This window comes from Streptomyces sp. NPDC090077 (assembly GCF_044747545.1).
Classification (GTDB): Bacteria; Actinomycetota; Actinomycetes; order Streptomycetales; family Streptomycetaceae; genus Streptomyces.
The window spans coordinates 315158-337806 of the sequence record NZ_JBIVEG010000002.1; the positions used below are offsets into that span (position 1 = coordinate 315158).

The following is a 22649-nucleotide window of genomic DNA, read 5'->3' on the forward strand; positions in this document are numbered from 1 at the left end:
CGCGGATCCTATGCCGTCCGTTCCCGGCCCTGATCTCCGGCCGGGCCCGGCCGGCCGTGACCCGGTGCGCGCGCGGGCCCTACGGTGCCTCGGGGGCCACGCCCGGGCGTTCGCGCCAGAAGGCTCCGGACCGGGCGCGGCGCAGCAGCATCAGCACCACTCCGGCCCCGGCCAGGAAGAGCGCGATGACCAGCGGGGCGCCCAGCCCGAACCAGGCGGTCGTACTGGCGGCGTTCTCCGGATCGGCCATGTCGGCGACGGACTCGACCAGCAGCCAGATCAGCATGGCCGAGCCCAGCAGTGGGCCCGCACCGAGCAGCAGGAAGGGGCCCGGCCCCCGCAGCAGCCGGCGCCGGTACCAGACGGCGCAGGCGATGCCGGTGAGGGCGTAGTAGAAGGCGATGAGCAGCGACAGGGCCGTCAGGGAGTCGGCGAGGGCGTTCTCGCTGATCCGGTGGATGACGACGTACCAGACGATCGCCGTGCCGGTGACCCACCAGGTGCTCGTGCCCGGCGTGCCCCGGCGGGCGTCGATGTGGCCGAAGGCGGCGGGCAGCGCCTTGCGGCGGGCCATGGACAGGGCGGTGCGGGAGGCCGGGATGATGGTCGTCTGGGTGGAGGCGAGCGCGGAGGTGGCGACGGCGAGGAGCAGGATCCAGTCCCAGCCGCCGAGCACCTCGTGGGCGAGCGCGGCGAAGACGTCCTCCTCCGCGTCGGCCTGACCGGCGAGGTACGCGGTGCCGGCGTAGGCGACGACCGCGAAGGCCACGGCCACGTAGGTCGCCAGCAGCACCACCGTCGACCAGATGCCCGCCCGGCCGGGGGCGTTGGCGGAGTCCTTGGTCTCCTCGGTCAGGTTGACGGCGGACTCCCAGCCCCAGTACGCGAAGACGCCGAGCAGCAGCCCGCCGGTGAGCGCGGAGCCGCCCGCCCCGAAGGGGTTGAGCCAGCCGGCGGCCGGGCGGACGGCGTCCAGGGATCCGGTGCCGGCGTACACGCGGTACACGGCCACGGCCGCGAACACCACGAGGCACAGCACCTGGAGCAGGACGAGCACGTTCTGGAAGCGGGCCGACACCTCGGTGCCGCGTACGCAGAGCCAGGACATGACGAGGATCAGCAGGACGGTGAGGACCTCGCGGACCAGGGTGTTCGCGGCCAGGCCGTCGGCCCCGACGGCGAGCAGTCCGAAGCCGACGGCGACGTCGGCGAGCGAGCCGACGACCAGCACCCCGGTCATCGCGATGGCCCAGCCGCCCAGCCAGCCGGTGGTGGGGCCGAGGGCGCGGGTGACCCAGGAGAAGGTCGTGCCGCAGTCGGGATCGGCCCGGTTGAGGAAGTGGAAGGCGGAGGCGATCAGCAGCATCGGGACGAAGGACGCGAGCATCACCCCGGGGGCGTGGACGCCGACCAGGGCGACGAGGGGGCCGATGACGGCGGCCAGCGAGTACGCGGGGGAGGTGGCGTTCAGGCCGATGGCGAGGGCGTCGAGGAAGCCGATCGCGTCCGGTGTGAGGGCGCCGGCCGGAGCCTGCGCCGCCGGTTTCCCCTTCCCGCCGGGGACCGCTGCCGCGGGCGCGGCGGTGCGCGCGGCGGGTGCGGCCGTGGCGGTGGCCGTGGCGGCTCGGGGAGTGGTTTCCGGCGGGGTGTCTGCGGCCATTGTCCCTCGCTGTACTTGGTGCGGTGTGCGGGCCGCGCGGTGGCGGGCGCGGTGTGAACAGGGCGTGAACTGCGAAGAGGAAACCCGCGCGGGCGGGAAGGGGTCAATGGTGTTGGCATAAGGACCCCGCGCAGGCCCTGCGCAGGTCCCGCGCAGGCCCCGCGCAGGTCCGGGGGCGGCAGGGTCAGCCGGTCCGCAGGGCCTGGAGCCGGGCCTCCGCGCTCGCGAGCAGCATGTCCAGGGCGACCGGGTAGGCGCTGTGGTTCATGCGGGCGGCGAGCAGCCGCCGGGTGGCGCCGATGTGCGGGAACTCGTCGGCCGGCAGCCGGGCGTACGTGGACTCCCACTGCCCCTCGTCGGAGGTCCGGGACGGCTCGGACAGGGCGAGGGAGCCGGCGTCGAGGGCCGCGAAGGCCAGGCTCTGGTCGATGAAGGCGTGGTAGATCAGCACCGCCTCCGGGTCGGGGAAGCCCGCGGTGCGCAGGATGCCGAGGATGGCCTCGTCGGCGGCGATCTCGCGCGGCCGGCCGGTCACGCGGCCGGCGGTCAGCACGGCCGCCTGCGGGTGCGAGAGGTAGGCGCCGTGGATGCGCAGCCCGAGTTCGCGCAGGTCGTGACGCCAGCGGCCGGTGACCGTCCAGCCGTCGAGGGCCCGGCCGATGAGCTCCTCGCCGATGGCGAGGGTGAGGGCGTCCATGCCGTCGAAGTACCGGTACAGGGTGGAGGGATCGGCGCCGAGGGCGGCGCCGAGACGGCGGGCGGACAGGCCCGCGCTGCCGTGCTCGCGCAGCATCCGCAGGGCGGTCTCGACGATCAGCCGCTCGGACAGGACGACCCCCTGCCGGGTGGGGCGCCGCCGCCGACGGGCTTCCTCGGGGACCACGGGCTTCGCCATCGCGAACCTTCCCTCCTCACACCGCAACTCTTATGCCAACACCATTGACCTTATCTTGCGACCCCGGCTTTCATCCCTCCCACGAGGCGCGGATCTCCGCGGACCTCACCGAGAGAGGGTTTCGTCATGCGTGTTCTGCTAGTGGGCGCCGGTGGCGTCGGTACCGCGATCACCCGGATCGCGGCCCGCCGGAACTTCTTCGACCGCTTCGTGGTCGCCGACTACGACCCGGCCCGCGCCGAGGCCGCCGTGACCGCGCTCGGCGAGGCCGGCGGCCGGTTCCACGCACGCCGCATCGACGCCTCCGACCAGGCGGCCGTGACCGCGCTCCTCACCGAGGAGGGGTGCGACGTCCTGCTGAACGCCACGGACCCGCGGTTCGTCATGCCGCTGTTCGAGGCGGCCCTCGCCGCCGGCAGCCACTACGTCGACATGGCCATGTCCCTGTCCCGGCCGCACCCCGGCAAGCCCTACGAGGAGTGCGGGGTCAAGCTCGGCGACGCACAGTTCGAGCGGGCCGGGGCCTGGGAGAAGTCGGGCCGGCTGGCCCTCGTCGGAATGGGCGTGGAGCCCGGCCTGTCGGACGTCTTCGCCCGGTACGCGGCCGACGAACTCTTCGACGAGATCGAGGAGATCGGCATTCGCGACGGTGCGAACCTGACGGTCGAGGGCCACGACTTCGCCCCGTCCTTCAACATCTGGACGACGATCGAGGAGTGCCTGAACCCGCCGGTGGTCTACGAGCGGGACCGCGGATGGTTCACCACCGAGCCGTTCAGCGAGCCGGAGGTGTTCGACTTCCCGGAGGGCATCGGCCCGGTCGAGTGCGTCAACGTCGAGCACGAGGAGGTGCTGCTGGTCCCGCGCTGGGTGGACGCCCGCCGGGTCACCTTCAAGTACGGCCTGGGCGAGGACTTCATCGGCAAGCTGAAGACCCTGCACGCCCTGGGCCTGGACTCCACCGAACCGGTCACGGTGCGCGCCGCGGACGGCACCCCGGTACGGGTCTCCCCGCGCGACGTGGTGGCGGCGTGCCTGCCCGACCCGGCCGCGCTCGGCGACCGCATGTCGGGCAAGACCTGCGCGGGGACCTGGGTGAAGGGCACCAAGGACGGCCGGCCGCGCGAGGTGTACCTGTACCACGTGGTGGACAACCAGTGGTCGATGCGCGAGTACGGTTCGCAGGCCGTGGTGTGGCAGACCGCCGTCAACCCGGTCGTGGCGCTCGAACTCATCGCCGACGGTGTCTGGGACCGGTCGGGCGTCCTCGGCCCGGAGGCACTCCCGCCGCGCCCGTTCCTCGACCTGCTGACCGCGTACGACTCCCCGTGGGGCCTCCGCGAACAGTCCTGACCGACCCCGCCGCCGCGGCCCGGCCCCCACCGGGCCCGGGCCCGGCGGCACCCTTCAGCCGGGAACCCGTCGGAAGTCGAAGGTGTTCCACCGCTCGGGCCGCATCCGGATCGCGACGTAGTCGGCCGCCTCCTCCCGCGTCGCGTTCACGTAGCCGGCCGCGGCCTCACCCATGTACCGCGCGGCCATGTCGAAGCGCTCCCGCTCCGAGGCCGGCCCGATCCCGGTCACCGGGCCCTCCACCGTCACGTACCGGTAGTCCTCGACGTCGGCCACCTGCGCACACAACGCGAACCGGCCCGCCTCCCCGATGAGCCGGGTCTTGCGCGCGCCGGGGGAGGTGATCACCGTGACGGACCCGCCGGGCCGGTACGCGTACCAGATCGGGGTGGTCAGGGGAGCACGCCCCGGCTCGGCCGCCACGCTGAGGATCCCCACGTACGGCTCCGCGAGGAAGGCCTCGCGTTCCTCCCGGGTCATCGGACGCATGACGCACAGGGTAGCCACCGCCGGGGTGTGCACGGCGCTCGGCGCGGGGACCGGTCGCGTTCCGGATTCCGGAGGCTGCCGGTTCACCCGGAGGGGAGCCGGCGTCGAGCTCGCTGCGGACGGCGTCCTCCCGGGCGGTGTCGGCCTCGGCCGCCTCCAGGGCCGCCTGCGCGGCCTCGACACGCTCGTCCAGGCCCGCCTGGAAGGCCGCGTCGCGACGGACGGCATGGGTGACGAGGGTGACGAAGGAGTGCACGGCGTCCTCTCCCCCGTGGCGGCACGGAGCCGGAGAGCCGCTGTCCGCCCGCCGGGCGGCAGTTCGTCGGCGTGTGGGTGCTGCTGCTCAGCGCCTCGTCGCGTACCGGGTCAGGACCACGCCGCCGGGGAACGTCCGCGTCTCCAGGAGGTTCAGGTTCACCCAGTTGTCCAGCGGGGCGAAGAACGGGGTGCCGCTGCCCACCAGGACCGGGTAGGTGGCGATCTCGTACTCGTCGATCAGCCCGGCGCGCATGACCGCCCCGGCGAGGGTCGCGCCGCCGATGCTCATCGGGCCGCCGTCCTCGGCCTTGAGCCGGGTGATCTCGGCGATCGCGTCGCCGGTGACGAGGCGGGCGTTCCAGCCGACCTGGTCGATCGTCGAGGAGAACACCACCTTCGGCGTGTCCCGCCAGTTCCGCGCGAACTCGATCTCCGCCGCGGTGGCGCCCGGCTGCAGGTCGCCGGTCGGCCAGTAGGAGCTCATCGTCTCCCACAGCTTGCGCCCGTACAGCGTGAGGTCGGTCGCCCGCTCGTGGTCGAGCCACCACTGGAACAGCTCGTCGCTCGGCGGCCCGCTCCAGCCGATGTCGTCGCCGGGGGCGGCGACGTAGCCGTCCAGGGTCAGGTTCATCCCGTAGACCAGTTTCCGCACGGTCCAGCCTTCCGTTCGGGGAGTCCGGCGTACGGGACAGCGTGGCACAGCCCCGGGGAGGAAGGGGGTACGTCCTGGGCACGGCCGAAGCGGTCGCACGCGGTTCACCGGCGGGGACCAATCCCGGCACCTGGCCGGGCCGGAGCGGCGGGAGCGGCGGGAGCGCTCAGGCCCGCGTGGTGAGCCGGGCGACCGCCGCGTCGTGGCGGGCCCGGAGGGCCGGGTCCGGCGACACCTTCAGCAGGGCGGCGAGCGCGCGGACCGCGCCGTCCTCGTAGCCGGCGGTCTCCGCCTCCCGGGCCGCCTCTTCGAGCTGGCGGACGCCCGCGTCCTCGTCCCCGAGGCCCAGCAGCGCCTCGCCCCGCACCATCAGCAGCAGGATCCGGGGCACGTCGGTCGTGTCCGGCCGGTCGTCGAAGGCCAGGGCCTCGGTCGCCGTGTCGAGGGCCCGGCGCCACTTCCCGGCGTCGGCCCGGTGCCGGGCGAGGTGCTGCAGGGCCAGGCGCTCGATGGTCCGGTCGGCGGCCCCGCGCGCCAGCTCCAGCGCCCGCTCGCAGCCCTCCTCGGCCTCGTCCAGGCTGCCGAGCGCCCCCTGGGCCACGGCCAGCACGATCAGGGCGTTCGCCTCGGCCACCGCGTCGCCGGCCCGGGAGGCGAGCGCCGAGGCGGCCGCCAGGTGGGCCAGCGCCTCCGGGATGCGCCCCTCCTCGATCAGCACCCAGCCGAGCACGTTCAGGATCCGCGACTCGCCGTGCCGGTCGGCGTCGGCCCGGGCCGCCTCCAGCCCGGTCTCCAGCAGCGGAGCCCAGCCGTCCCGTACCCGCCACACGATCAGCGGCCACAGCGTCAGCACGATCCGCCAGGTCCTGCCGTGCAGCCCCGCGGCGTGCGACGCGGCCACCGCCAGCGCGAGGTCGTCGCGCTCGGCCGCGTACCAGGCCACGGCGGCGGACCGGTCGGCGAACTCCCGCACGGCGGCGGGCGGCAGGTGGTCCGCAGGCAGCGGGAAGCACTCCTCGTTGCCCGGCTCGGCGGCCGCCACGGCCGCGGTGCCCGTGGCGACGTAGTGGTCGAGCACCCGCTTGAGCGCGTCGGGGCCGGCGTCCAGGCTCCGTGCGTACAGCCGCACCAGATCGTGCATCGTCCACCGGCCGGGCGCCGTCTCCGTGACCAGGTGCGCGACGGCCAGCCGCTCCAGGCAGTCCTCGGCGGCCGCCGGGTCCGTACCCGCCAGGGCCGCCGCGGCGTACCGGTCGACGTGCGTCCCGGGGTGGCGGCCGAGACCGGCGAACTGGCGGGAGACCGGCGACGGGAGCTGCTGCAGCGTCACGCGCAGCGCCGCCCGTACGCCGGTGTCCTCCACGTCCAGCAGGCCCAGCCGGCGCGACTCGTCCGACAGTTCGGCGGCCATCGCGCCCAGCGACCAGCCGGGCCGCTGCGCCAGCCGGGCGGCCGCCACGCGCAGCGCGAGGGGCAGCCCGCCGCAGAGCTCGGCCAGCCGTCGGGCGGCCGCGGGCTCCGCGTGCACCCGTTCCGTGCCGAGGACCCCGGCGAGGAGCATGGTGCCGTCCTCCGGCCCGAGCACGTCCACGGCGACGGGCTGCGCGGTGTCGGTGACGATCAGCCCCGGCAGCCGGTGCCTGCTGGTGACGACGGTGACGCAGTGCCGGCCGCCCGGCAGCAGCGGCCTGACCTGGTCGGAGTCGCGCGCGTTGTCGAGCACCACGAGGAGCCGGCGGTCGGCGGCGAGCGAACGGAACAGTGCGGCCGCGCCGGTCACCGACTCCGGGATCCGGTCGTGCGGCACGCCGAGCGCCGGCAGGAACTCGCGCAGCACCTCCATGAGGGCGGGCTCGCCCGTGTCGCCGAAGCCGCGCAGGTCGGCGTAGAGCCGCCCGTCGGGGAATCCGGCACCGCGCTGGTGGGCCCAGTGCAGGACGAGGGCCGTCTTCCCGACCCCGGCGGGCCCGATGACCAGGCAGACGGGCGCCTCGCCCTCGGCGGCCCGGGACAGGGCGGCGAGCTCCGCCTCCCGCCCGTGGAAGCCGCGCGGCGCGCGCGGCAGCAGGTCGGGTGCGCCGGCCCGCGCCTCGGCGTCCGCCGCCGCGGCGGGCCGGGGGGCCTCGGCCGGGCGGGCCGGCCGGGGACGGCCCAGGCTCGCGGCCTGCTCCAGCTCCAGGGCTCCGGCCGCGTCCCGTCCCAGGGCGGCGGCCAGCGCCTGGACGGTGCGGCGCTGCGGGCCCCGGGTGTGTCCGCGTTCCATGTACGACAGGGCCCGCACGCTCACCCCCGCGGCGTGCGCCAGCTCCTCCTGGCTCAGCCCGGCCTCCGTCCGCAGCCGCTGCAGAAGCGCGCCGAAGCCGCCGGTGGCCGGTGTACCGGTGTCCATGTCTGGCTGTCCCCTGGTCAGTGCGGCCCAGCCGGAACGCCGTACCACCCACCCGCAAAAGTATGCACGACCCTACTTTTGCGGGTGCCGGTGCGCGTGGCACCCTGGTGGCCGTGATCATCAGGGTGAGTGAGGCACGCGTACGTCCTGACCGCTTCGAGGCGTTCCACGACATGATCGTGGCCGCGGTCCGCGAGTTCCCGGACCGCCACCCGGGCCTGGTGGGCCACGAGGTGCTGATCGCGCCGCCCGACTCACTGCTGTACGTGAGCCGCTGGCGCAGCGAGCAGGACCTGGTGGACTTCGCGGGGGAGGACTGGCGCAGCCGGCCCGTGGTCCTGCCGGGGGAGGACGAGTACCTCCTCGCGCCCCTGGAGGTACGGCACTTCACCATCGCCGCCCTGGAGCCGTAGCCGTAGCCGGAGGGGGCGGGTCGCAGGGTCCGCACGGGACGCGGTACGCACCTGGTGCGATCCTCCCCTGCCTGCGGACCGCCGGAGTTGCGGAGCCTGCCGGCCGTGCCCGGTTCCGACGGCGGGCACGACCGGGCCGGGCGGCGCGGAGTTCCGCCTGCCCCTGCTGATCGGCGCGTTCGGCTTCGCGCGGACACCCCCTGGTGCTGTGACCGGGAAGGTTCGCCGGGTCGAGGACGCAGGGCCCCCTCGGTGTTGTCAGAGGGAGGCCTGATGATGTTCCCGGCCGGTCGTACATCAGGGACGAGGGAAGACATGCCATCCTTGCAACGCCTCCAGGCACTGCTCGGCAAGCCGGAGGAGGCGTGGGGCCGGCCACGGCGAGAGGTCTGGGAGGCCTCCGAACAGCACCTCGGTGTCACGCTCCCCGCGGACTACAAGGCCTTCATGGACGTGTACGGGCCCGGAACCCTCGGCGGGTACCTCCACCTCGACCGGCCGACCGGTCTCATGACCCCTGCCGAACTCGAGGACTTCTGGTCCCTGGAGCTCTGGCGCGATGCACGGAAAGGCGGGGAGGACCTCTACCCCTTCCCCTTCCACCCTGACCCTGGTGGGCTCATCAGCTGGGGCCACGACGAGCACAGCAGCGAGTACTACTTCCTGGCCAACGACCCGGACCCGGACAACTGGGAGATCGTGGTCGGTAGCGAGTGCGCCCAGTGGTACCGCACCAGCGGCAGCTTCACCGACTTCCTGATGCGCTGCTACGACGGCCTCGACCGGGCGCCGTTCATGGACCACGCCTGGCCCGGAGGCGACGCCCGCTACAAACCCTTCGACACGTAGGGGTGTGCCCGCGAAGGGCTGCCAGACCGGGCGGTCAGGCTGCTGTTCGCAGTGGTCCCGCCTCCCCTGCTGGTGGGAAGTCGTCACTTCCGACCAGCACGACGAGCAACCCGGTGAACCCATGCGGTCACAGCACTAGGGCACCCAGCCCGGCACCACCTCCCAGCCGTTCACCACCCACACCAGCCGCCAGTACCGCTCGACCCGGGGATCCACCGGACCCTCGACCCCGGGACCGGCCCGGAACACCTCACCGAAGCCCTCGTCCCGCATCAGCTCCACCAGCTCCACCCACGCAGCCACCTGCTCCACCGACGGATCCTCCGGCAGATCCGGCGCGGCCACCCGCACCATGGCCGCCACGGACTCCTCCGCCCCCTCCGCCAACCCGTCCACCAACCGCCGGCGCTCCCGCGCCGACAGCCGCGTCATCCCGTGCATCAACCGGACCTCCTCCTCACCCGACCCGCGCTCGGCCACCAGCCGCAACACCGCCCGGCGCAACCGCAACGCCCGGATCTGCGCGTCCACCACATCGGCGTGCACCGCGGCCACCTCGGCCACCGACAGCTTTCGATCCAGCACCCGCCGCACACCGGGCAGATCCACACCCAGCTCGCGCAGCGTCCGCACCAGCTCCAACCGCACCAGCGCGCCGTCGTCGTACAACCGGTAGCCGGCACGACTACGACCGGCCGGCGCGACGATCCCCGCGTCGGAGTAGAACCGGATGGTCCGCACCGCCAGCCCGGACCTCCGGGCCAGCTCCCCGATCGAAAACCACGTGTCCGCGCCGTCCATGCCCCCACCCTGAGGTCTCCACCCACTGGAGACTCAAGGCCGGATTCTGCCCGGCGGTGGAAGGTGCGCGGGCACATGCCGACGGTGGCCGTCCCTCAGCGGGCCGGGCCGCCCGGGTACGGGACGGACGGTGCGCGCCCCAGGTCCTGCGGCAGCAGGGCCGCTATCCAGGCGTCCCGGCGGGACCCGTGATGGACGGTGCGGGCCCGGTGCGTCCCCTCCGGGACGTAGCCGGCCCGCTGCGCGCAGGCCAGCACGGTCGGCGTCCTGGCCGCCGGCCCGCCACGGCGGCCGAGCAGGCCCAGCAGTCCGGGGGAGTCTCCCACGCCGCCGCGCAGGCGCCGGCCGAGCGCTCCACCGCCCGGTCCGGGGGGTGATCGCCGGCGAATGGGAGATCGTCTCCCGCATCGCGCAGCGATCGGCCCTGCAGATGGTGTGGTTCCCCCAGCGCCGCGAGCAGAAGGCCGTCCTCGACCTCTGCCAGGAGGTGGCCTTCCACGCCGCGCAAGGACTTCCCGAGCTGCGGGAGACCCCCGCGTACCGGATCCTCCGGGACTGGCTCCGGATCCGGCACCGCGACCGGCACCCGGACGCCGACGGGTTCCAGTTCATGATCATGCAGGCGGCGGGTCACGACGAGCGCGTGACACCGGAATGCCTCTTCGCCTCACCGGTCGAACCGGCCGGTCGGACGCACACCCCGGCCACCGGCCCCTGACCCGTCCGCGCCGACGACGCGGTTCCGGCCCGAGCGGCCCCTTCGCGCCAATCCCGCAGGACGAGGGTTCTCACCAGTGGACTCGGGCAGGTCGTTCCAACCCCGTGGTGTACGGGATGCCGTTGAGGAAGGGACCACCGCGCGTGACGACCGGACGAGCCGCCGGCAGCAGGCTGAAGATCTACAACGACCGCACCTACGTCCACACGACCCTCGTCCGCCACCAGGGCACCACCGTGGCGCTGGCCCTCGACGACCGGCGACGCCTCTACTACAGCGTCCTCGACCTCGACGCCGCAGTCGCCCCGCCCGCCGGCGAGGACGAGAACGGAAACCCCGACCTCGACGTCCGGCACTGGGCCGAAGACCCCAAGGAGCTGGTGTTCCCGCGCGAGATCGCCCGCGCCGGGTACGCGGCGCTCGGCGCGGCCCTGCTGCCGAAGGTCCGGGAGGGCGGACGCGTCGAGCAGGGCCCCGACGACTTCTTCCGGGACGACGAGACCGACCCCTTCCTGTCCTCCACGGCCCGGCTCACCGCCTCCGCACCGTTCCAGGCCCTCTCCGACGGCCGGCACGTCTTCGTCTTCCGGCAGGCCGTCGGGGCCACCGACCCGGACGCGCTGTACCGCACCCCCGACGGCAGGAAGGCGACCGGGGCCGCGGAAGGCAACCGCGTCATCGCCCCCGACGCCCTGCTCTGCGACCGCTTCGTCATGGCCGGCGGCGAGCTCAAGCCCGTCCAAGAGGTCCGCTACCGCCGCAGCCGGCACCGCGACCGGCCCGAGACGGCCAAGGACTCCCTGGGCACCACCGACATGGACGGCAACCCGTTCCTGGAGCCCACCCTGGAGCTCGGCTTCGCCGGCCGGGTCACCGACGGCCGGTTCACCGTGCTGCTGGTGCCCACCGCGGTCGCCGACGTCCAGCGCTGGCAGTTCTTCGTCCACAACGCCAAGGCCCAGCGCATCGACGCGATCAACGTCGAGCAGGGCGAGGACGGCCTGTTCCACACCCAGGGCACCCGCTTCTACACCAGCCCCGAACCGCAGCACCGGGACTCCGTCCTGGAACGCGCCCCGGGAACCTGCCCGTTCAGCGGCAAGCCGCTCGTCCCGGTCACGCCCGAGACCACGTTCGCCGAGTCCGCGCTCCGGTTCCTGAGCCCGGACAGCAAGCCGTACGGCAAGGCCTCCGCACCGGCGGCATTCGGTACCGGCGCCTACACGATCGAGGCGTGGGTCAAGCCGACCGCCAAGCCCGCCACCCTCATCGCCACGGACGGCGGCCTGGCCCTGTCCACCGACGCCGACGGCAAGCTCGTCCTCGCCCACGGACCCACCGCCACCCTCGCCGCCGGCACCGGCACGGACGCCGGCACCGGCACGGCCGTCCCCCTCGGCACGTACGTGCACGTCTGCGCCGTCTACGACGGCACGCACGCCGCCCTCTACGCCGGCGACCAGCTGGTGGCGTCCGGCCCGCTGGCCGCCGCCGGCACCCCGACGAAGGTCTTCTTCGGCTGCAAGACCCCCGAAGAAGGCCCCTACTTCACCGGCTACCTCGACGAGTTCCGCCTCTGGTCCCGCGCCCGCAAACCCGAGCGCATCGCGGCCACCCGGGGCGAGCGCCTCGTCGGCGACGAACCGGGACTGGTCCTGTACTACCGGTTCGACGAGGGGAAGGGGGACTACGTCTACGACCAGAGCGACAGCGGCCTGGACGGCTACTTCAGCAAGAGCGCCCGCTGGACCGCCTCCGACGCACCGGTCGCCGACCACCCCGGCATCCGCCGCGACTCCTTCCGCATCTCCGGGCGCAGCACCGCCGGCGGCCTGTCCGCCGTCCTCCTGCACCAGCAGGAGGACGCCAGGACCGGACACGACGGCCGGACCAAGCCGCTCAAGCGCCAGGCCCGGGTCCTGCTCACCTGGCTGGTGAGCGCCACCGGCAAGGACACCGACAAGACGAACCGGATCGCGGCCCTCGACGTCGCCGTCGCCCGGGACGGCCGCCTCGCGCAGATCAAGGACGTGCTCCAGCTCCCCACGGTCGGCTCCGGCATCGAGGAGGTCGATCCGGCCGAGGAGAACCGGCTCAACACGGAGATCGCCCGGCTCCGCAAGGACATCGAGGCCGCCGAGGCGGACCTGGAGAACCTCCGGCAGGACATCGAGCACCCCGGCCGCATCCGGGAGGCCTTCCGCAGCGCCCTCGGCAGGGCCACCACCGCCATCGGGAGCCAGCGCAAGGCGGGGACCAGCACGCCCTGCCGGGTCTACTTCGACAACGACACCGACATCCGGCTGCTCAGGGTCGCCGACCCCGACGGGGACAAGGACTACGAGGTGGCCACGGCCGTGGAGCTGGCCGACCCGGCCGACGCCTCGACCCGCTGGAACCTGGTCTGGGGCAGCAACTCCCTCCACACCCTGGTCAGCCCGGGCACGGACGAGGTCCTCGCCCGAGACGGTTCCTCGGTGGTCCTGCGCAGGAGCCGCTACGAGGCCGTGTACGTGGACTTCCAGGCCCGGGGCTCCGGCTACCGCACGGAGATGGGCTTCAAGACGGGCGGCGAGACCAAGGCCACCGTCGAGAGGGGCTACGGGAACGTCCTCGACTGGGACGGCAGGAACACGAAGCTGGTCATGGGGCAGAACCAGGGCGGCCGCGTCGCCGTCTACTGCGTCGCCGACACCCCGTCCGACGACGACGCCAGGAAGGCCGCCGAGGCCCTCGCCGCCGCCGGCCGCCGCCGCGACCTCGTCGCGAACGGCCCGGCGAACCTCACCGCCCACACCGACCGGGTCACCGGGCTCAAGAGCGCCCTGGCCACGAAGGAGGAACGGCTCGGACGCATCACCGGCGGCACCAAGGGCCGCAGCGACCGCGTCCTGCCCATGGCGCAGCTCGGCCAGGACGCCACGGGCCTCGGCTGGACCGGGGCCGTACTCGACTTCGCCACCGCGTCCGGCACCCCCTTCCTCGCCGACAGCGGCACGGGGCACGTCGGCCTGTACTACCGCGACGCCAGGGACCGGTTCACCGGCATCTTCTACGACACCGCCGTCGGCCGCGCCGGCAAGGTGCTCACCGCCACCGACTCCGTCACGGTCCGGCTCGCCGCCCGGGACGCGGCGCTCGACCTCGGCAAGGTCACGGTCACCGTCGCCGCGGACACCGTCGGCCCGTTCGCCGACCGCTGCACCCTGACGCTCTCCGGCGGCGGCATCGCCACCGAGACCTGGAAGCTGCTGCCGCGGAACACGGCCGCCCTCGTGAACGCCCTGAACGGCGTCCGCGCCGAACCGGTCCCGGTCGGGACGGCCGCCTCGTTCAAGGACGGCGTATTGACCCTCGCCGATCCCGGCGCACGGCGCGCGCTGACCGCCGGCGACCTGCTCGACGTCGGCGGCACCCTGTACGCGCTCACCGGGGCCGTCGCCGCGAAGGACACCGAACTGCGGCTGACCCACGGCCCGAGCACCGCCACGATCCCCGCCGGGGCCGCCGTCCGGCTCGTCTCCTACGCCCCGGAGCTCGTCACCCACGACGTCCCGGGCTCGGGGGGCGAGTACGGCTCCCGCTCCGTCACCGCCGCGCTGATCGGCGGAGTCACCGGAGCGGTCCGGGACGGCACCGCCTCCGACGAGGGCGAGGCACGCCCCTCGCGCTGGTGGGGCGACCTGCCCGGCCGCGCGCTGCGCTTCGCCGCCGAGACCGAGCCGCCGGCCCTGCCGGCCGCGAACCTGCAGGCGGCCCGGCACGCCGACGACCTGACCGTCGAGGCCTGGGTCAAGCCGTCCGCGGTCCCCGCCGACGCCCCGGCCCGCGACGGCGACGGCTCGGTACGCGTCCTGCACGCCCACCCGGGCGCCGACTCGGCGTACACCCTCGCGCTCGGCGCGCCGAACGCCGCCGGCGAACGGCAGCTCGTCGCGGGCGTCGGCCAAGCCTTCGCCGCCGGCCGCGCCCTCGTTCCGGCCGACACCTGGACCCACGTCGCCGCCGTCTTCGAGCAGTCCTGGGCGCTGCGCTTCGCCCGTGGCGTCCACGGGGACACCCCGCACACCGACGACCTGAACATCGCCAAGGACCTCACCCTGGAGGTGTTCCTGCAGACCGGCGGACTCGGCGCGGCCCAGGGCCTGCTGTCCAAGGGCCGGATCGACGACGGCCGCGGCCGCCGGGTCCCCTACCAGTTCGGGATCGAGGCCGACGGCAGGCTGTTCTTCGCCTTCGAGGACGCCTCCGGCGCCGAAGTGCGGCTGAACTCCAGCGGCAGGGTCAAGGCCGACACCTGCCACCGGATCGGGATCGTCCGGAAGATCGGCGACAACCGCGAGGAGATGCGCGTCCCCAAGGAGCTGGCCTCGTCCGGCGGCGCCTCCGCGGCCAAGGCGGTCGCCGAGTTCGTCGACTCCATCGTCGTCCGGCAGTGGTCCGACATCACCTTCCACATCGACGGCGCCGAGGCCGGCAGGGCCCGCTACGACCAGGCCCCCGACCTCGGCCACCCGGGCGCCCTGGACATCGGCCGGGGCCGCCGCGGCGGGGGCGACCACCCGTTCACCGGCGTGATCGGCGAGGTCCGGATCTGGAACACCGCCCGCGCCGCCAAGGAGGTCGGAGCGGACCTCCCGGTGACCGACGACCGGTCCTGGGGCGGACAGCCGCTCCGGCCCGAGGGGCTGATCGCGCACTGGCGGTTCGAGGAGAAGCTCGGCAACGCCGCCGCCGACTCCGCCGGCAGCCACCAGGTCCGGCTGCACGGGGTGAAGTGGGTGAAGAACCCCGACCCCAGGGGCAGCACCTTCCGGCTGTACGTCAACGGCCGGGCCACGCAGCACACCCTGCTGGCCGCCGCCGACGCCCCGGCCGGGGGCGCCTACGGGGCCGAGCAGTTCGCGCTCGGCGGCCGGACCGACGCGACCGGGCAGCGGGAGCGCTTCACCGGCGTCCTGGAAGAGGTACGGGTCTGGCGCAGGGCCCGCACCGAGGAACAGATCCTCGACAACCTCTTCGGCCGGCTGATCGGGGACGCCCCCGACCTCATCGCCTCCTACGCGTTCGACGACGAGTCGACCGAGGCCGACGCCACCACCCTCCGCGACCAGGGCCCGCGCGCGCTGGACCTGACGCTGTCCACGACCGCGGCGGCCCGCCCGTCCCCGCTGATGTCCACGGCGCCGATCTCCTCGGACAGCCCCGAGGTCCGGCCGGTCTTCGCCACCGGGCAGCCGTCCTACGTGCAGACGATCGCCGCCACCCCGGCCGTCGGGGAGTACGCCGACCTCCAGCGGAACCGGGACGGTTCGACGCGCGGCGTGCTCAAGCGGGCCTACGCCTTCGTCCAGGACGGTGCCTGGAACCTCGTCACCGGCTACAAGCTGGGCGACCTGAAGTCCGAGTGGGTCGGCCAGGCGCAGTTCGACCCGCAGCTCATGGGCTACATCGAGGGCGCGCCGCCGATCCCGTCCGAGAACCTGGTCGCCACCCGGCGGCTCAGCTCCCTGAGCTACATCAACGCCACGTCGGTGGAGTTCCAGCAGGCCGACCAGGTGGTGCAGACGCTGTCCTCGGGCGGGGAGAGCACCGTCGACACCTCGCTCGCCTTCCAGCTGGCCAACAACGCCGACTCCTCCACCCTGATGATCCAGGCCCCGCTGGGCATCGGCGTGGCGACCCCGATGGCCCAGTTCAAGTACGACGTCCGGGGCGGCGCCACGCTGGAGTTCTCCAACGCCTGGGGCGACCAGACCGACGTCTCGGAGGGCGTCAACACCGCGCGCTCCACCACGGTCGGCCTCAGCGGAGGCTGGGAGCCGGACGACGCGGCGCACCAGATCGACCCCACCGGCGGCCGGCGCTTCATGCCCGTCAACACCGGCTACGCCCTCGTCCAGTCCGAGACCGCCGACGTGTTCGCGCTGCGCGTGGAGCACAGCGGAGCGGTGGTGGCCTACCGGATGCTGCCCAACCCCGACATCCCGCGGGACTGGAACCTGCTGCCGTTCGCCCTCAACCCCCGCTACGTCAAGCAGGGCACCCTGGACGGCTCGGTCGGCTTCACCGACCGGGGCAAACTCCTCGACCCCAGCTACCAGGACGCCGCCGACTACGGCGAGTACAGCTACTTCAAGCCGAAGGAGGCCTACGCGCTCAAGCGCCGCATCACCGAGGACCAGCAGCGCCGCCAGGCGTACTACGCGGGCGTGTCCACCGAGACCCACGACCCCGACCCGACCGCCGAGCGCGCCCGGGAGCTGCTGAGCCGCTTCACCGGCCCGGTGCCGGGTCCGGGGCCGGACCGCAAGGGCCGGGACGAGGCGGGGGTCTACTCGCGCCGCGACCTGGTCAACACCTACGTCTGGTCCGCCGACGGCGGGTTCTTCGCCGAGACCACGGAGACCACGGACGTGGTGACGGAGACGACCAGCGGCTCGTACCGGTTCAACGGCATGGGCACCATGGGCATCAGCGGCGACTTCAAGGCCTTCGGCATCGGCATCGGCTTCCAGGTGGACGCCGCCCTGGGCGGCGGCATCAACCGGACCCGCTCCAAGGCCAAGGAGTCCACCCGCACCTTCGGGCTCAACGTCATGGTGGACACCCCCGGAGACATGCAGAAGTACGACAAGGACGGCAACCCGGAGTACGAGAACGGAACGGCGGTCGAGGTTCCGGGCCGGGTCGACGCCTACCGCTTCATGACCTTCTACCTGGACAGCGACAAGGCCAACTTCGAGGACTTCTACGGCAAGGTCGTCGACCGGCAGTGGCTGGAAGGCGCCGACCCCAACGCCGCGGCGCTGCGGCAGGCCCGGCAGTCCGAGGCCAAGCCGCCGTGCTGGCGGATCCTGCACCGGGTCACGTTCGTCAGCCGCAAACTGCCGCCGGTCGCCCCCGCCGGGGCGACGAAACTGGAGAAGGCGATGCGCGGCGCGGACGTCGCGAGCAACTACGAGCTCGTCCGCCGCCTCGAACCCTTCATCGACCCGGCGGTCCGCAGCCGGGACGAACTGACCCGCCAGATCCGGGACGCGATCACCGTCCACCTGCCGGAACTGGCCGGCTACACGGACCGGATCTCCTCGTTCTACGCGGACTTCTACGGCCTCCCGGACACCCCCGGCCCCTCCGGGCCTTCCGCAGGGCAACCGTCCGCCTGACCACGCGGTGCCCCGGCCTCAGGCCGGGGCACCGCCGTCCTGCGGACGGCCCGTGCCACCATGGCGTGCGCGGACGACGACCGGAGGGGGAGCGGGTATGGAGGAGCCGGGGTTCCGTGTGCTGCTGACAGCGGCAGGGGACCGGAAGACGGAGGCGGTCCGGGCCGTACGGACGGTCACCGGCCGCAGTCTCTGGCACAGCGGCCTCCTGCTCGCCGACGCACCCGTGGAGGTCACGGTGGCCGCCTGCGCCGATACCGCCGGCGAGGCGGCCCGGATCCTCGAGGCCGCAGGCGCCCGCACCACGCTGCTCTGCGACTGCTGCGGTCGCACCGTCCGGCGGGGAGCCTTTCCCGTCAACGCCTGGCAGTACGGGGAACCATGGGTTCCCGAGGTCTGCTGGGCGGGGGAGGGAGCCGGACGCGCCCCCGCCCCGGCAGGACCCGGTGGGTCCTGCCGGGGCGGGCCGGACCGCGGCGCGGAGAACAGCAAGCCGCGGTCGGGAGGAGCCGGGGTCAGCGGACCTCGGTGACCCGCTGCTCCTTGCGCGCGCCGCAGTTGGAGTTGTACACCTGCACGTGGACGTTGCTGATGCCGCCGCCCCAGTCGACACAGTGGCCCTTGCCGTACACGTAGGCCGGGCCCGCGTACGACGTGTACCGGCCGAAGTCCTCGCCCCGGTCCGAGGTCGCGGGGACCTCGATCCACAGGGCCATGTCCACGGCCGCCCCCGGGTTGTTGCGGATGGTCGCGACGCAGTTCTTGCCGTTCGCGGCGTTGTACGTCAGGTAGACGGTGCCCAGCGAGCCGATGGCGGCCGAGTTCACGGTCTTGTAGGCGCTGCCGCAGACCTTCTGCGGCGTGGTGTTGGGCGCGGCGGAGGCGGGCGCCGCCAGAGCCGTCGTGGCCCCCAGGGCCAGGGCGGCGAACGCGGTCGTGGTCATGACGGAACGGGTGAACTTCATGCTTCCCCCTGCTGGTCATCGGAGTCGGTCGCTCCTGCATGGTGTGGGACACACAGGGCGGCGGAACGGTTGCGCATCCCCCGCAAGTAGAAGAGAGCGCCCCGCTTATTCACCCGATCGGCCCCGGCGCGACGCCCCCTACGCCCCCCGGCCGCGTTCGCCGACGGACTCGGAGAGCATGTCGTCCAGCGTCCGGTGGGGGTCCGCCGCCGCGGCGCGCCGGTACGCCCGGTCGTAGGCGGCGTCGCCGACCTGCGTACGGGCCGACCGCTCGCCCTGCTCCCGGAGGGCCCCCAGCTCGGGGGTGCCGCGCTGCGGGTGCCCCACCAACTCCCAGAACCGGTGCCCGAGACCGTACGCGCAGGCCGACAGCTCGCCCCGCCCCTGGGAGGCGAAGGCCACCGCCAGCAGGTCCAGCCCCAGGGCGAGGCCGAAGGCGTCCCCGATCGCCTGCTTGCCGCGCAGCATGGACCGGGCGTGCCCGGCGGCGTCGGCCGCCCGCTCCTCGTACAGCGCGATCACCGCCAGCTGGTAGTCCGCGTAGGAGCGGGCCCAGTACTCGCCCGCGGCCACCGAGTCCGCCCGCAGCGCCTCCGCCTCGGTGCGCGCCTGCTCCAGGAACCCGGATCCGGTCAGGCCGAACACCCGCAGCAGCCGGCAGCGGGCGAGCGAGGCCGGTCCGGCGATCGAGGCGGCCAGCACCCGGTCCGCCTCGTGGAGGGCGGTCAGCGGCTTGCCGCGCAGCAGCAGCACCAGTCCGTGCAGGTACGCCGCGTCCGCGACCAGCGCCCCTTCCCCGGCGAGCTCGGCGACGACCCCGGCTTCGCGGCTGAGCCGCTGCGCCAGGTCGTAGCTCCCCTGCAGGCAGCGCACCACGCCCAGCGACCACAGCGCCCTGGCCTGGACGGCGGCCGGTGCCGAGACCAGTTGCAGGAACTCGTCCAGGTAGTGGCCCGCCTCGTGCAGATGGCCGCAGCACGCCCAGAAGAACCCGAGCCGGCCGGCCATCGCCATGGCCTCCTCGGGGGCGGTCAGCAGCAGGTGCTCCAGTGCCGCGCAGAGGTCGTGGTGGGAGAGGGCGAGGCCGGCGTAGGCCCGCTGCTGCCCCGGCCCCCACCACGCCTCGTCCGCGGCGGCCGTCGTACGGCTGAAGTAGCCGGCGTGCCGGTCGGCCACGGCCCCGCTCTCGCCGATCTCCGCCAGCCACATCGCACCGTACTCGCGGACCGTGTCGAGCATCCGCACCCGGCCGTCCCCGAGGGCCACGATGCTCTTCTCCTGCAGCCCCGCCAGGGCGGCGGCGAGCGCCGTCGGCCCCAGCGGGCCCCCGCCGCACACGTACAGCACCGCCTCCGGCGTGGGGTGGGACCGGAACACCGACATCCGGGCCCATAACAGCCGTTCGGCGGGGCTGCACAGCTCGTGGCTCCAGCCGATGGTGGTCACCAGGGCCCGGTGCCGCGCCGGCCCCGCGGAGGCGTCCCGGCTCCCGCCGAGATCCAGCCGACGGCCCAGGCCCGCGGCCAGGTCGCCCACACCGTGCTCCCGCAGCAGCCCGGCGGCCAGTTCCAGGGCCAGCGGAACGCCCTCCAGCCACCGGCACACGGCCGCGGCCGCTTCCCGCTCCCCGGGCTCCGTCCACCGCACGCCGACGGCGCCGGCCCGCTCGGTGAACAGCTCCAGCCCGTCGGTCCCGGGGTCCAACGGGTCGACCCGCTGCACTCGTTCGCCCCGCGGCCCCAGCGGCTCACGGCTGGTCGCGAGCACCACCAGGCGGGGACAGCGGTCCAGCAGGGCCTCCACCAGCGCTGCGCACTCCTCCCGCACGTGCTCGCAGGAGTCCAGTACGAGCAGCACCCGGCGCCCGCCGATCCAGCTGCCCAGCGCCTCCGCCGGTTCCCGGGCCGAATGGTCGGCGAGCCCGCAGGCGTCCGCCACCGCCGCCGCGAACAGCGCCCGGCCGGACAACGACCACAACGGGACCCAGTACACGGCCTCGTACGGCTCACCGGGCGCGCGCAGCGCCGTCTCGGCGGCCAGCCGGGACTTGCCGACCCCGCCACCCCCGACCAGCGTGACCAGGCGGCGCGCCCGCAGCCCGGCCATCAGCTCGGCGACCTCACCCGTTCGCCCCACGAAAGGTCCTTGCACCGGCGGCATCCAACTGTCCACGCCGCCATTCTCGGGCACGCCACCGGAGAACCGGAACCGCAGAGGTCAGACACCCACCGCACGCGAACCGCAGTGGCCCCGATACCCGTCCGGCCGGGCCCGGAACCGCAGTTGGGGCCTCAGCGGGATCCGTGCGCCCGGCGCGTCAGCCGGTGATGGAGAAGACGATCAGGCCGTCCTCGGCCCACCACCAGGCGCCCTGCCCCGTGCTCCACTCCGAGGCCCAGCTGTCGAGGGCCTCGATGAGCTCCCCGAGGTCGTACCGGAGATCGGCGTCGACGCGGTCCAGCACCGCACGGTAGGCCTCCACCGCGGGGACGGCCTTCGCCAGGGGCCAGCACCCGATCTCCGGGGAGCCCTCCAGGGGGGACGGTATGCGGAACCCGATCTGCGCGGGCGGGCCGCTGAAGAGGTACTGGTAGGGCAGCAGGTCGGCCGGGACGCCCACCGCGCTGAGGGCGTCGTCCAGGGCGGAGAAGTAGGTGATGGGGCTCCGGTAGCTCGCCAGGGTCGACCTGTCGCTCGCGTTGTGGTCGATGACGATCTGGAGGGCGGTGTAGTAGGCGCAGCCGGCGTAGGGGGCGACGGAGTCGGCCCGGCCGGAGACGAGCTCTTCCAGGGCGTCGGGGACCGACAGTCCCCAGTCCACGCCCTGGTGGTCGAGGCTGTCCTGGTAGGCCCGTGCGCGGACGCGCATCTTGTCCAGGAGTTCCGTTTCGTCGGCGCTCAGGTCCAGCGCGGGCACGAAGCGCACGAACTCGCCGGGGTTCGCCATGCTGTAGTTCACTACCTTGCTCATGGGCCCATGCTGCCAAAGGGCACTGACAACCCGGCATCCGGGACCGGTTCGTGCGGCACCGCCCCGCCCAGGCGATCGGCCAGCCGACGGCACGCGCGGGCGAGTTCGGGCGGGCGGAGTTCGGTGAGTTCGGCGTCGAAGGTGGCGAGGAGCCCGGCGATGCCGGCCCAGGACCAGGCTCCGAGGGTGAGGCGGCAGTGCTCGGCGTCGAGGTGCTCGACGACCGAGCCGCTCGGTGCCCAGCGGGCGACGACGCCGGCCGGCAGGTTGAGCCGGGCGCTGCCGGTGCACTCCCAGGCGGCGGGGGTGTCACCGCGGTCGTGACTGCTCATCACGAAGTGGGCGAGGTCGTCGCAGGGGGGCAGGCGCGGGCCGAAGAGGTGTGTCGTGGGCCGGGGGAGGAGCCGGTCGACACGGTGTACCCGCCACTGGTGGTCCCCCAGGTCGTAGGCGACCAGGTACCACCGGCCGGCCCAGACGACCAGGTGGTGGGGCTCGATGCGGCGGGCGGGCAGGAAGTCGTCGTCGCCGGTGCCGGGGCGCGAGCCGTCCGGGCGCAGCGTTTCGGCGACGAGGACGTGGCGGTGGCGCACCGCGGCCCCCACGGCGGTGAGCGCGGCCGGGTCGATCGGGGGAGCGGGGAACTCCCAGTAGTTCTGCAGCCTGGTCAGGCGCAGGGACCTCATCGATTCCCGCAGCGCGGCGGGCATGGCCTGCTCCAGGGTGACCAGCGCCCGCGCCGCGTCGTCGCTCAGGCCGAACACCGTGCCGGGCGCGGTCTGCAGGGCCACCGCGACCGCGAGGGCCTGGTCGTGGTCGAACAGCAGCGGCGGAAGGGTGTGCCCCGCACCGAGCCGGTAGCCGCCGTCGGGCCCGTGGACCGTGGTGACCGGGTAGCCGAGCTCGCGCAGGGTCTCGACGTCACGGCGGACCGTGCGCTCGCTGACGTCGAGCGCGGCGGCGAGCTCGCGCAGTGACCACAGGCGGCGCGATCCGAACAGGGACAGGAGCCGTAAGGCCCGTCGTGAGGTGTTCGCCATCGTCCCATCCTGCCCGGTGGTGGCCGC

17 protein-coding genes are annotated in these 22649 nt (G+C 73.7%); 6 read left to right on the plus strand and 11 right to left on the minus strand.

The window, feature by feature from the left end; all coding sequences use genetic code 11:
* Positions 1-79: 79 nt before the first annotated feature.
* On the minus strand, positions 80-1660 hold the full coding sequence (locus tag ACIPW5_RS05725; RefSeq protein ID WP_401240806.1) for an APC family permease: 1581 nt from the start codon (positions 1658-1660) through the stop codon (positions 80-82).
* A 184-nt stretch (positions 1661-1844) separates the two neighbouring features.
* Positions 1845-2555 (minus strand): TetR/AcrR family transcriptional regulator, encoded by a 711-nt coding sequence (locus ACIPW5_RS05730; protein WP_401240809.1) that lies wholly within the window; start codon positions 2553-2555, stop codon positions 1845-1847.
* Between the two features lie 126 nt (positions 2556-2681).
* Between ACIPW5_RS05730 and ACIPW5_RS05735 the strand changes: the two genes are divergently transcribed.
* On the plus strand, positions 2682-3908 hold the full coding sequence (locus ACIPW5_RS05735) for a saccharopine dehydrogenase family protein (protein ID WP_401240811.1): 1227 nt from the start codon (positions 2682-2684) through the stop codon (positions 3906-3908).
* Positions 3909-3962: 54 nt separating this feature from the next.
* On the opposite strand, the gene ACIPW5_RS05740 is transcribed toward ACIPW5_RS05735, so the two are convergent.
* The 3 genes from ACIPW5_RS05740 to ACIPW5_RS05750 form a co-directional block, all read right to left on the minus strand.
* Entirely contained in the window at positions 3963-4397 is a 435-nt protein-coding gene (locus tag ACIPW5_RS05740) for a pyridoxamine 5'-phosphate oxidase family protein (RefSeq protein WP_401240814.1), read from the minus strand.
* A 343-nt stretch (positions 4398-4740) separates the two neighbouring features.
* Positions 4741-5307, minus strand: a complete 567-nt coding sequence (locus tag ACIPW5_RS05745) for a dihydrofolate reductase family protein (protein ID WP_401240815.1) — start codon at positions 5305-5307, stop codon at positions 4741-4743.
* Positions 5308-5473: 166 nt separating this feature from the next.
* Positions 5474-7696, minus strand: coding sequence for a helix-turn-helix domain-containing protein (locus ACIPW5_RS05750; RefSeq protein WP_401240817.1), 2223 nt, complete (start codon positions 7694-7696; stop codon positions 5474-5476).
* A 125-nt stretch (positions 7697-7821) separates the two neighbouring features.
* Here ACIPW5_RS05750 and ACIPW5_RS05755 point away from each other — a divergent pair, with 125 nt between their 5' ends.
* Both ACIPW5_RS05755 and ACIPW5_RS05760 read left to right on the plus strand, forming a co-directional pair.
* A complete protein-coding gene (locus ACIPW5_RS05755; RefSeq protein WP_401240819.1) occupies positions 7822-8109 on the plus strand; it encodes an antibiotic biosynthesis monooxygenase family protein in 288 nt (95 codons plus the stop codon).
* Between the two features lie 315 nt (positions 8110-8424).
* Positions 8425-8958 (plus strand): SMI1/KNR4 family protein, encoded by a 534-nt coding sequence (locus ACIPW5_RS05760; protein ID WP_401240821.1) that lies wholly within the window; start codon positions 8425-8427, stop codon positions 8956-8958.
* Between the two features lie 135 nt (positions 8959-9093).
* Here ACIPW5_RS05760 and ACIPW5_RS05765 read toward each other — a convergent pair whose 3' ends face one another.
* Positions 9094-9759, minus strand: a complete 666-nt coding sequence (locus tag ACIPW5_RS05765) for a MerR family transcriptional regulator (RefSeq protein ID WP_401240823.1) — start codon at positions 9757-9759, stop codon at positions 9094-9096.
* A 95-nt stretch (positions 9760-9854) separates the two neighbouring features.
* Positions 9855-10085 carry a hypothetical protein gene (locus ACIPW5_RS05770; protein WP_401240826.1) on the minus strand — a complete coding sequence of 77 codons (231 nt, stop codon included), beginning with the start codon at positions 10083-10085 and terminating at the stop codon, positions 9855-9857.
* A gap of 47 nt (positions 10086-10132) precedes the next feature.
* Between ACIPW5_RS05770 and ACIPW5_RS05775 the strand changes: the two genes are divergently transcribed.
* The 3 genes from ACIPW5_RS05775 (at position 10133) to ACIPW5_RS05785 (ending at position 18178) form a co-directional block, all read left to right on the plus strand.
* Positions 10133-10477: a hypothetical protein gene (locus tag ACIPW5_RS05775; RefSeq protein WP_401240828.1), complete on the plus strand. Its 345-nt coding sequence runs from the start codon at positions 10133-10135 to the stop codon at positions 10475-10477.
* 143 nt (positions 10478-10620) lie between these two features.
* Positions 10621-17646: a LamG-like jellyroll fold domain-containing protein gene (locus ACIPW5_RS05780; protein WP_401240831.1), complete on the plus strand. Its 7026-nt coding sequence runs from the start codon at positions 10621-10623 to the stop codon at positions 17644-17646.
* Between the two features lie 118 nt (positions 17647-17764).
* Positions 17765-18178, plus strand: a complete 414-nt coding sequence (locus ACIPW5_RS05785; protein ID WP_401240834.1) for a ribosomal protein L7/L12 — start codon at positions 17765-17767, stop codon at positions 18176-18178.
* On the opposite strand, the gene ACIPW5_RS05790 is transcribed toward ACIPW5_RS05785, so the two are convergent.
* The 4 genes from ACIPW5_RS05790 to ACIPW5_RS05805 all read right to left on the minus strand — a co-directional run bounded on the left by ACIPW5_RS05790 (position 18162) and on the right by ACIPW5_RS05805 (position 22622).
* Positions 18162-18611, minus strand: a complete 450-nt coding sequence (locus ACIPW5_RS05790; protein ID WP_401240836.1) for a spore-associated protein — start codon at positions 18609-18611, stop codon at positions 18162-18164. The genes ACIPW5_RS05785 and ACIPW5_RS05790 overlap by 17 nt on opposite strands.
* A 138-nt stretch (positions 18612-18749) precedes the next feature.
* A complete protein-coding gene (locus tag ACIPW5_RS05795) occupies positions 18750-20747 on the minus strand; it encodes an ATP-binding protein (RefSeq protein WP_401240837.1) in 1998 nt (665 codons plus the stop codon).
* Between the two features lie 181 nt (positions 20748-20928).
* Positions 20929-21582: a hypothetical protein gene (locus tag ACIPW5_RS05800; RefSeq protein WP_401240840.1), complete on the minus strand. Its 654-nt coding sequence runs from the start codon at positions 21580-21582 to the stop codon at positions 20929-20931.
* On the minus strand, positions 21579-22622 hold the full coding sequence (locus ACIPW5_RS05805; protein ID WP_401240843.1) for a helix-turn-helix transcriptional regulator: 1044 nt from the start codon (positions 22620-22622) through the stop codon (positions 21579-21581). The genes ACIPW5_RS05800 and ACIPW5_RS05805 overlap by 4 nt, the downstream gene beginning before the upstream one ends.
* Positions 22623-22649 lie beyond the last annotated feature (27 nt).

Bases quoted from the DNA above. Each gene is read 5' to 3' on its own strand.
- ACIPW5_RS05740 (WP_401240814.1), bottom strand. From the start codon at position 4,397: ATGCGTCCGATGACCCGGGAGGAACGCGAGGCCTTCCTCGCGGAGCCG.
- ACIPW5_RS05725 (WP_401240806.1), bottom strand. From the start codon at position 1,660: ATGGCCGCAGACACCCCGCCGGAAACCACTCCCCGAGCCGCCACGGCC.
- ACIPW5_RS05790 (WP_401240836.1), bottom strand. From the start codon at position 18,611: ATGAAGTTCACCCGTTCCGTCATGACCACGACCGCGTTCGCCGCCCTG.
- ACIPW5_RS05805 (WP_401240843.1), bottom strand. From the start codon at position 22,622: ATGGCGAACACCTCACGACGGGCCTTACGGCTCCTGTCCCTGTTCGGA.
- ACIPW5_RS05735 (WP_401240811.1), top strand. From the start codon at position 2,682: ATGCGTGTTCTGCTAGTGGGCGCCGGTGGCGTCGGTACCGCGATCACC.
- ACIPW5_RS05750 (WP_401240817.1), bottom strand. From the start codon at position 7,696: ATGGACACCGGTACACCGGCCACCGGCGGCTTCGGCGCGCTTCTGCAG.
- ACIPW5_RS05760 (WP_401240821.1), top strand. From the start codon at position 8,425: ATGCCATCCTTGCAACGCCTCCAGGCACTGCTCGGCAAGCCGGAGGAG.
- ACIPW5_RS05730 (WP_401240809.1), bottom strand. From the start codon at position 2,555: ATGGCGAAGCCCGTGGTCCCCGAGGAAGCCCGTCGGCGGCGGCGCCCC.
- ACIPW5_RS05765 (WP_401240823.1), bottom strand. From the start codon at position 9,759: ATGGACGGCGCGGACACGTGGTTTTCGATCGGGGAGCTGGCCCGGAGG.
- ACIPW5_RS05800 (WP_401240840.1), bottom strand. From the start codon at position 21,582: ATGAGCAAGGTAGTGAACTACAGCATGGCGAACCCCGGCGAGTTCGTG.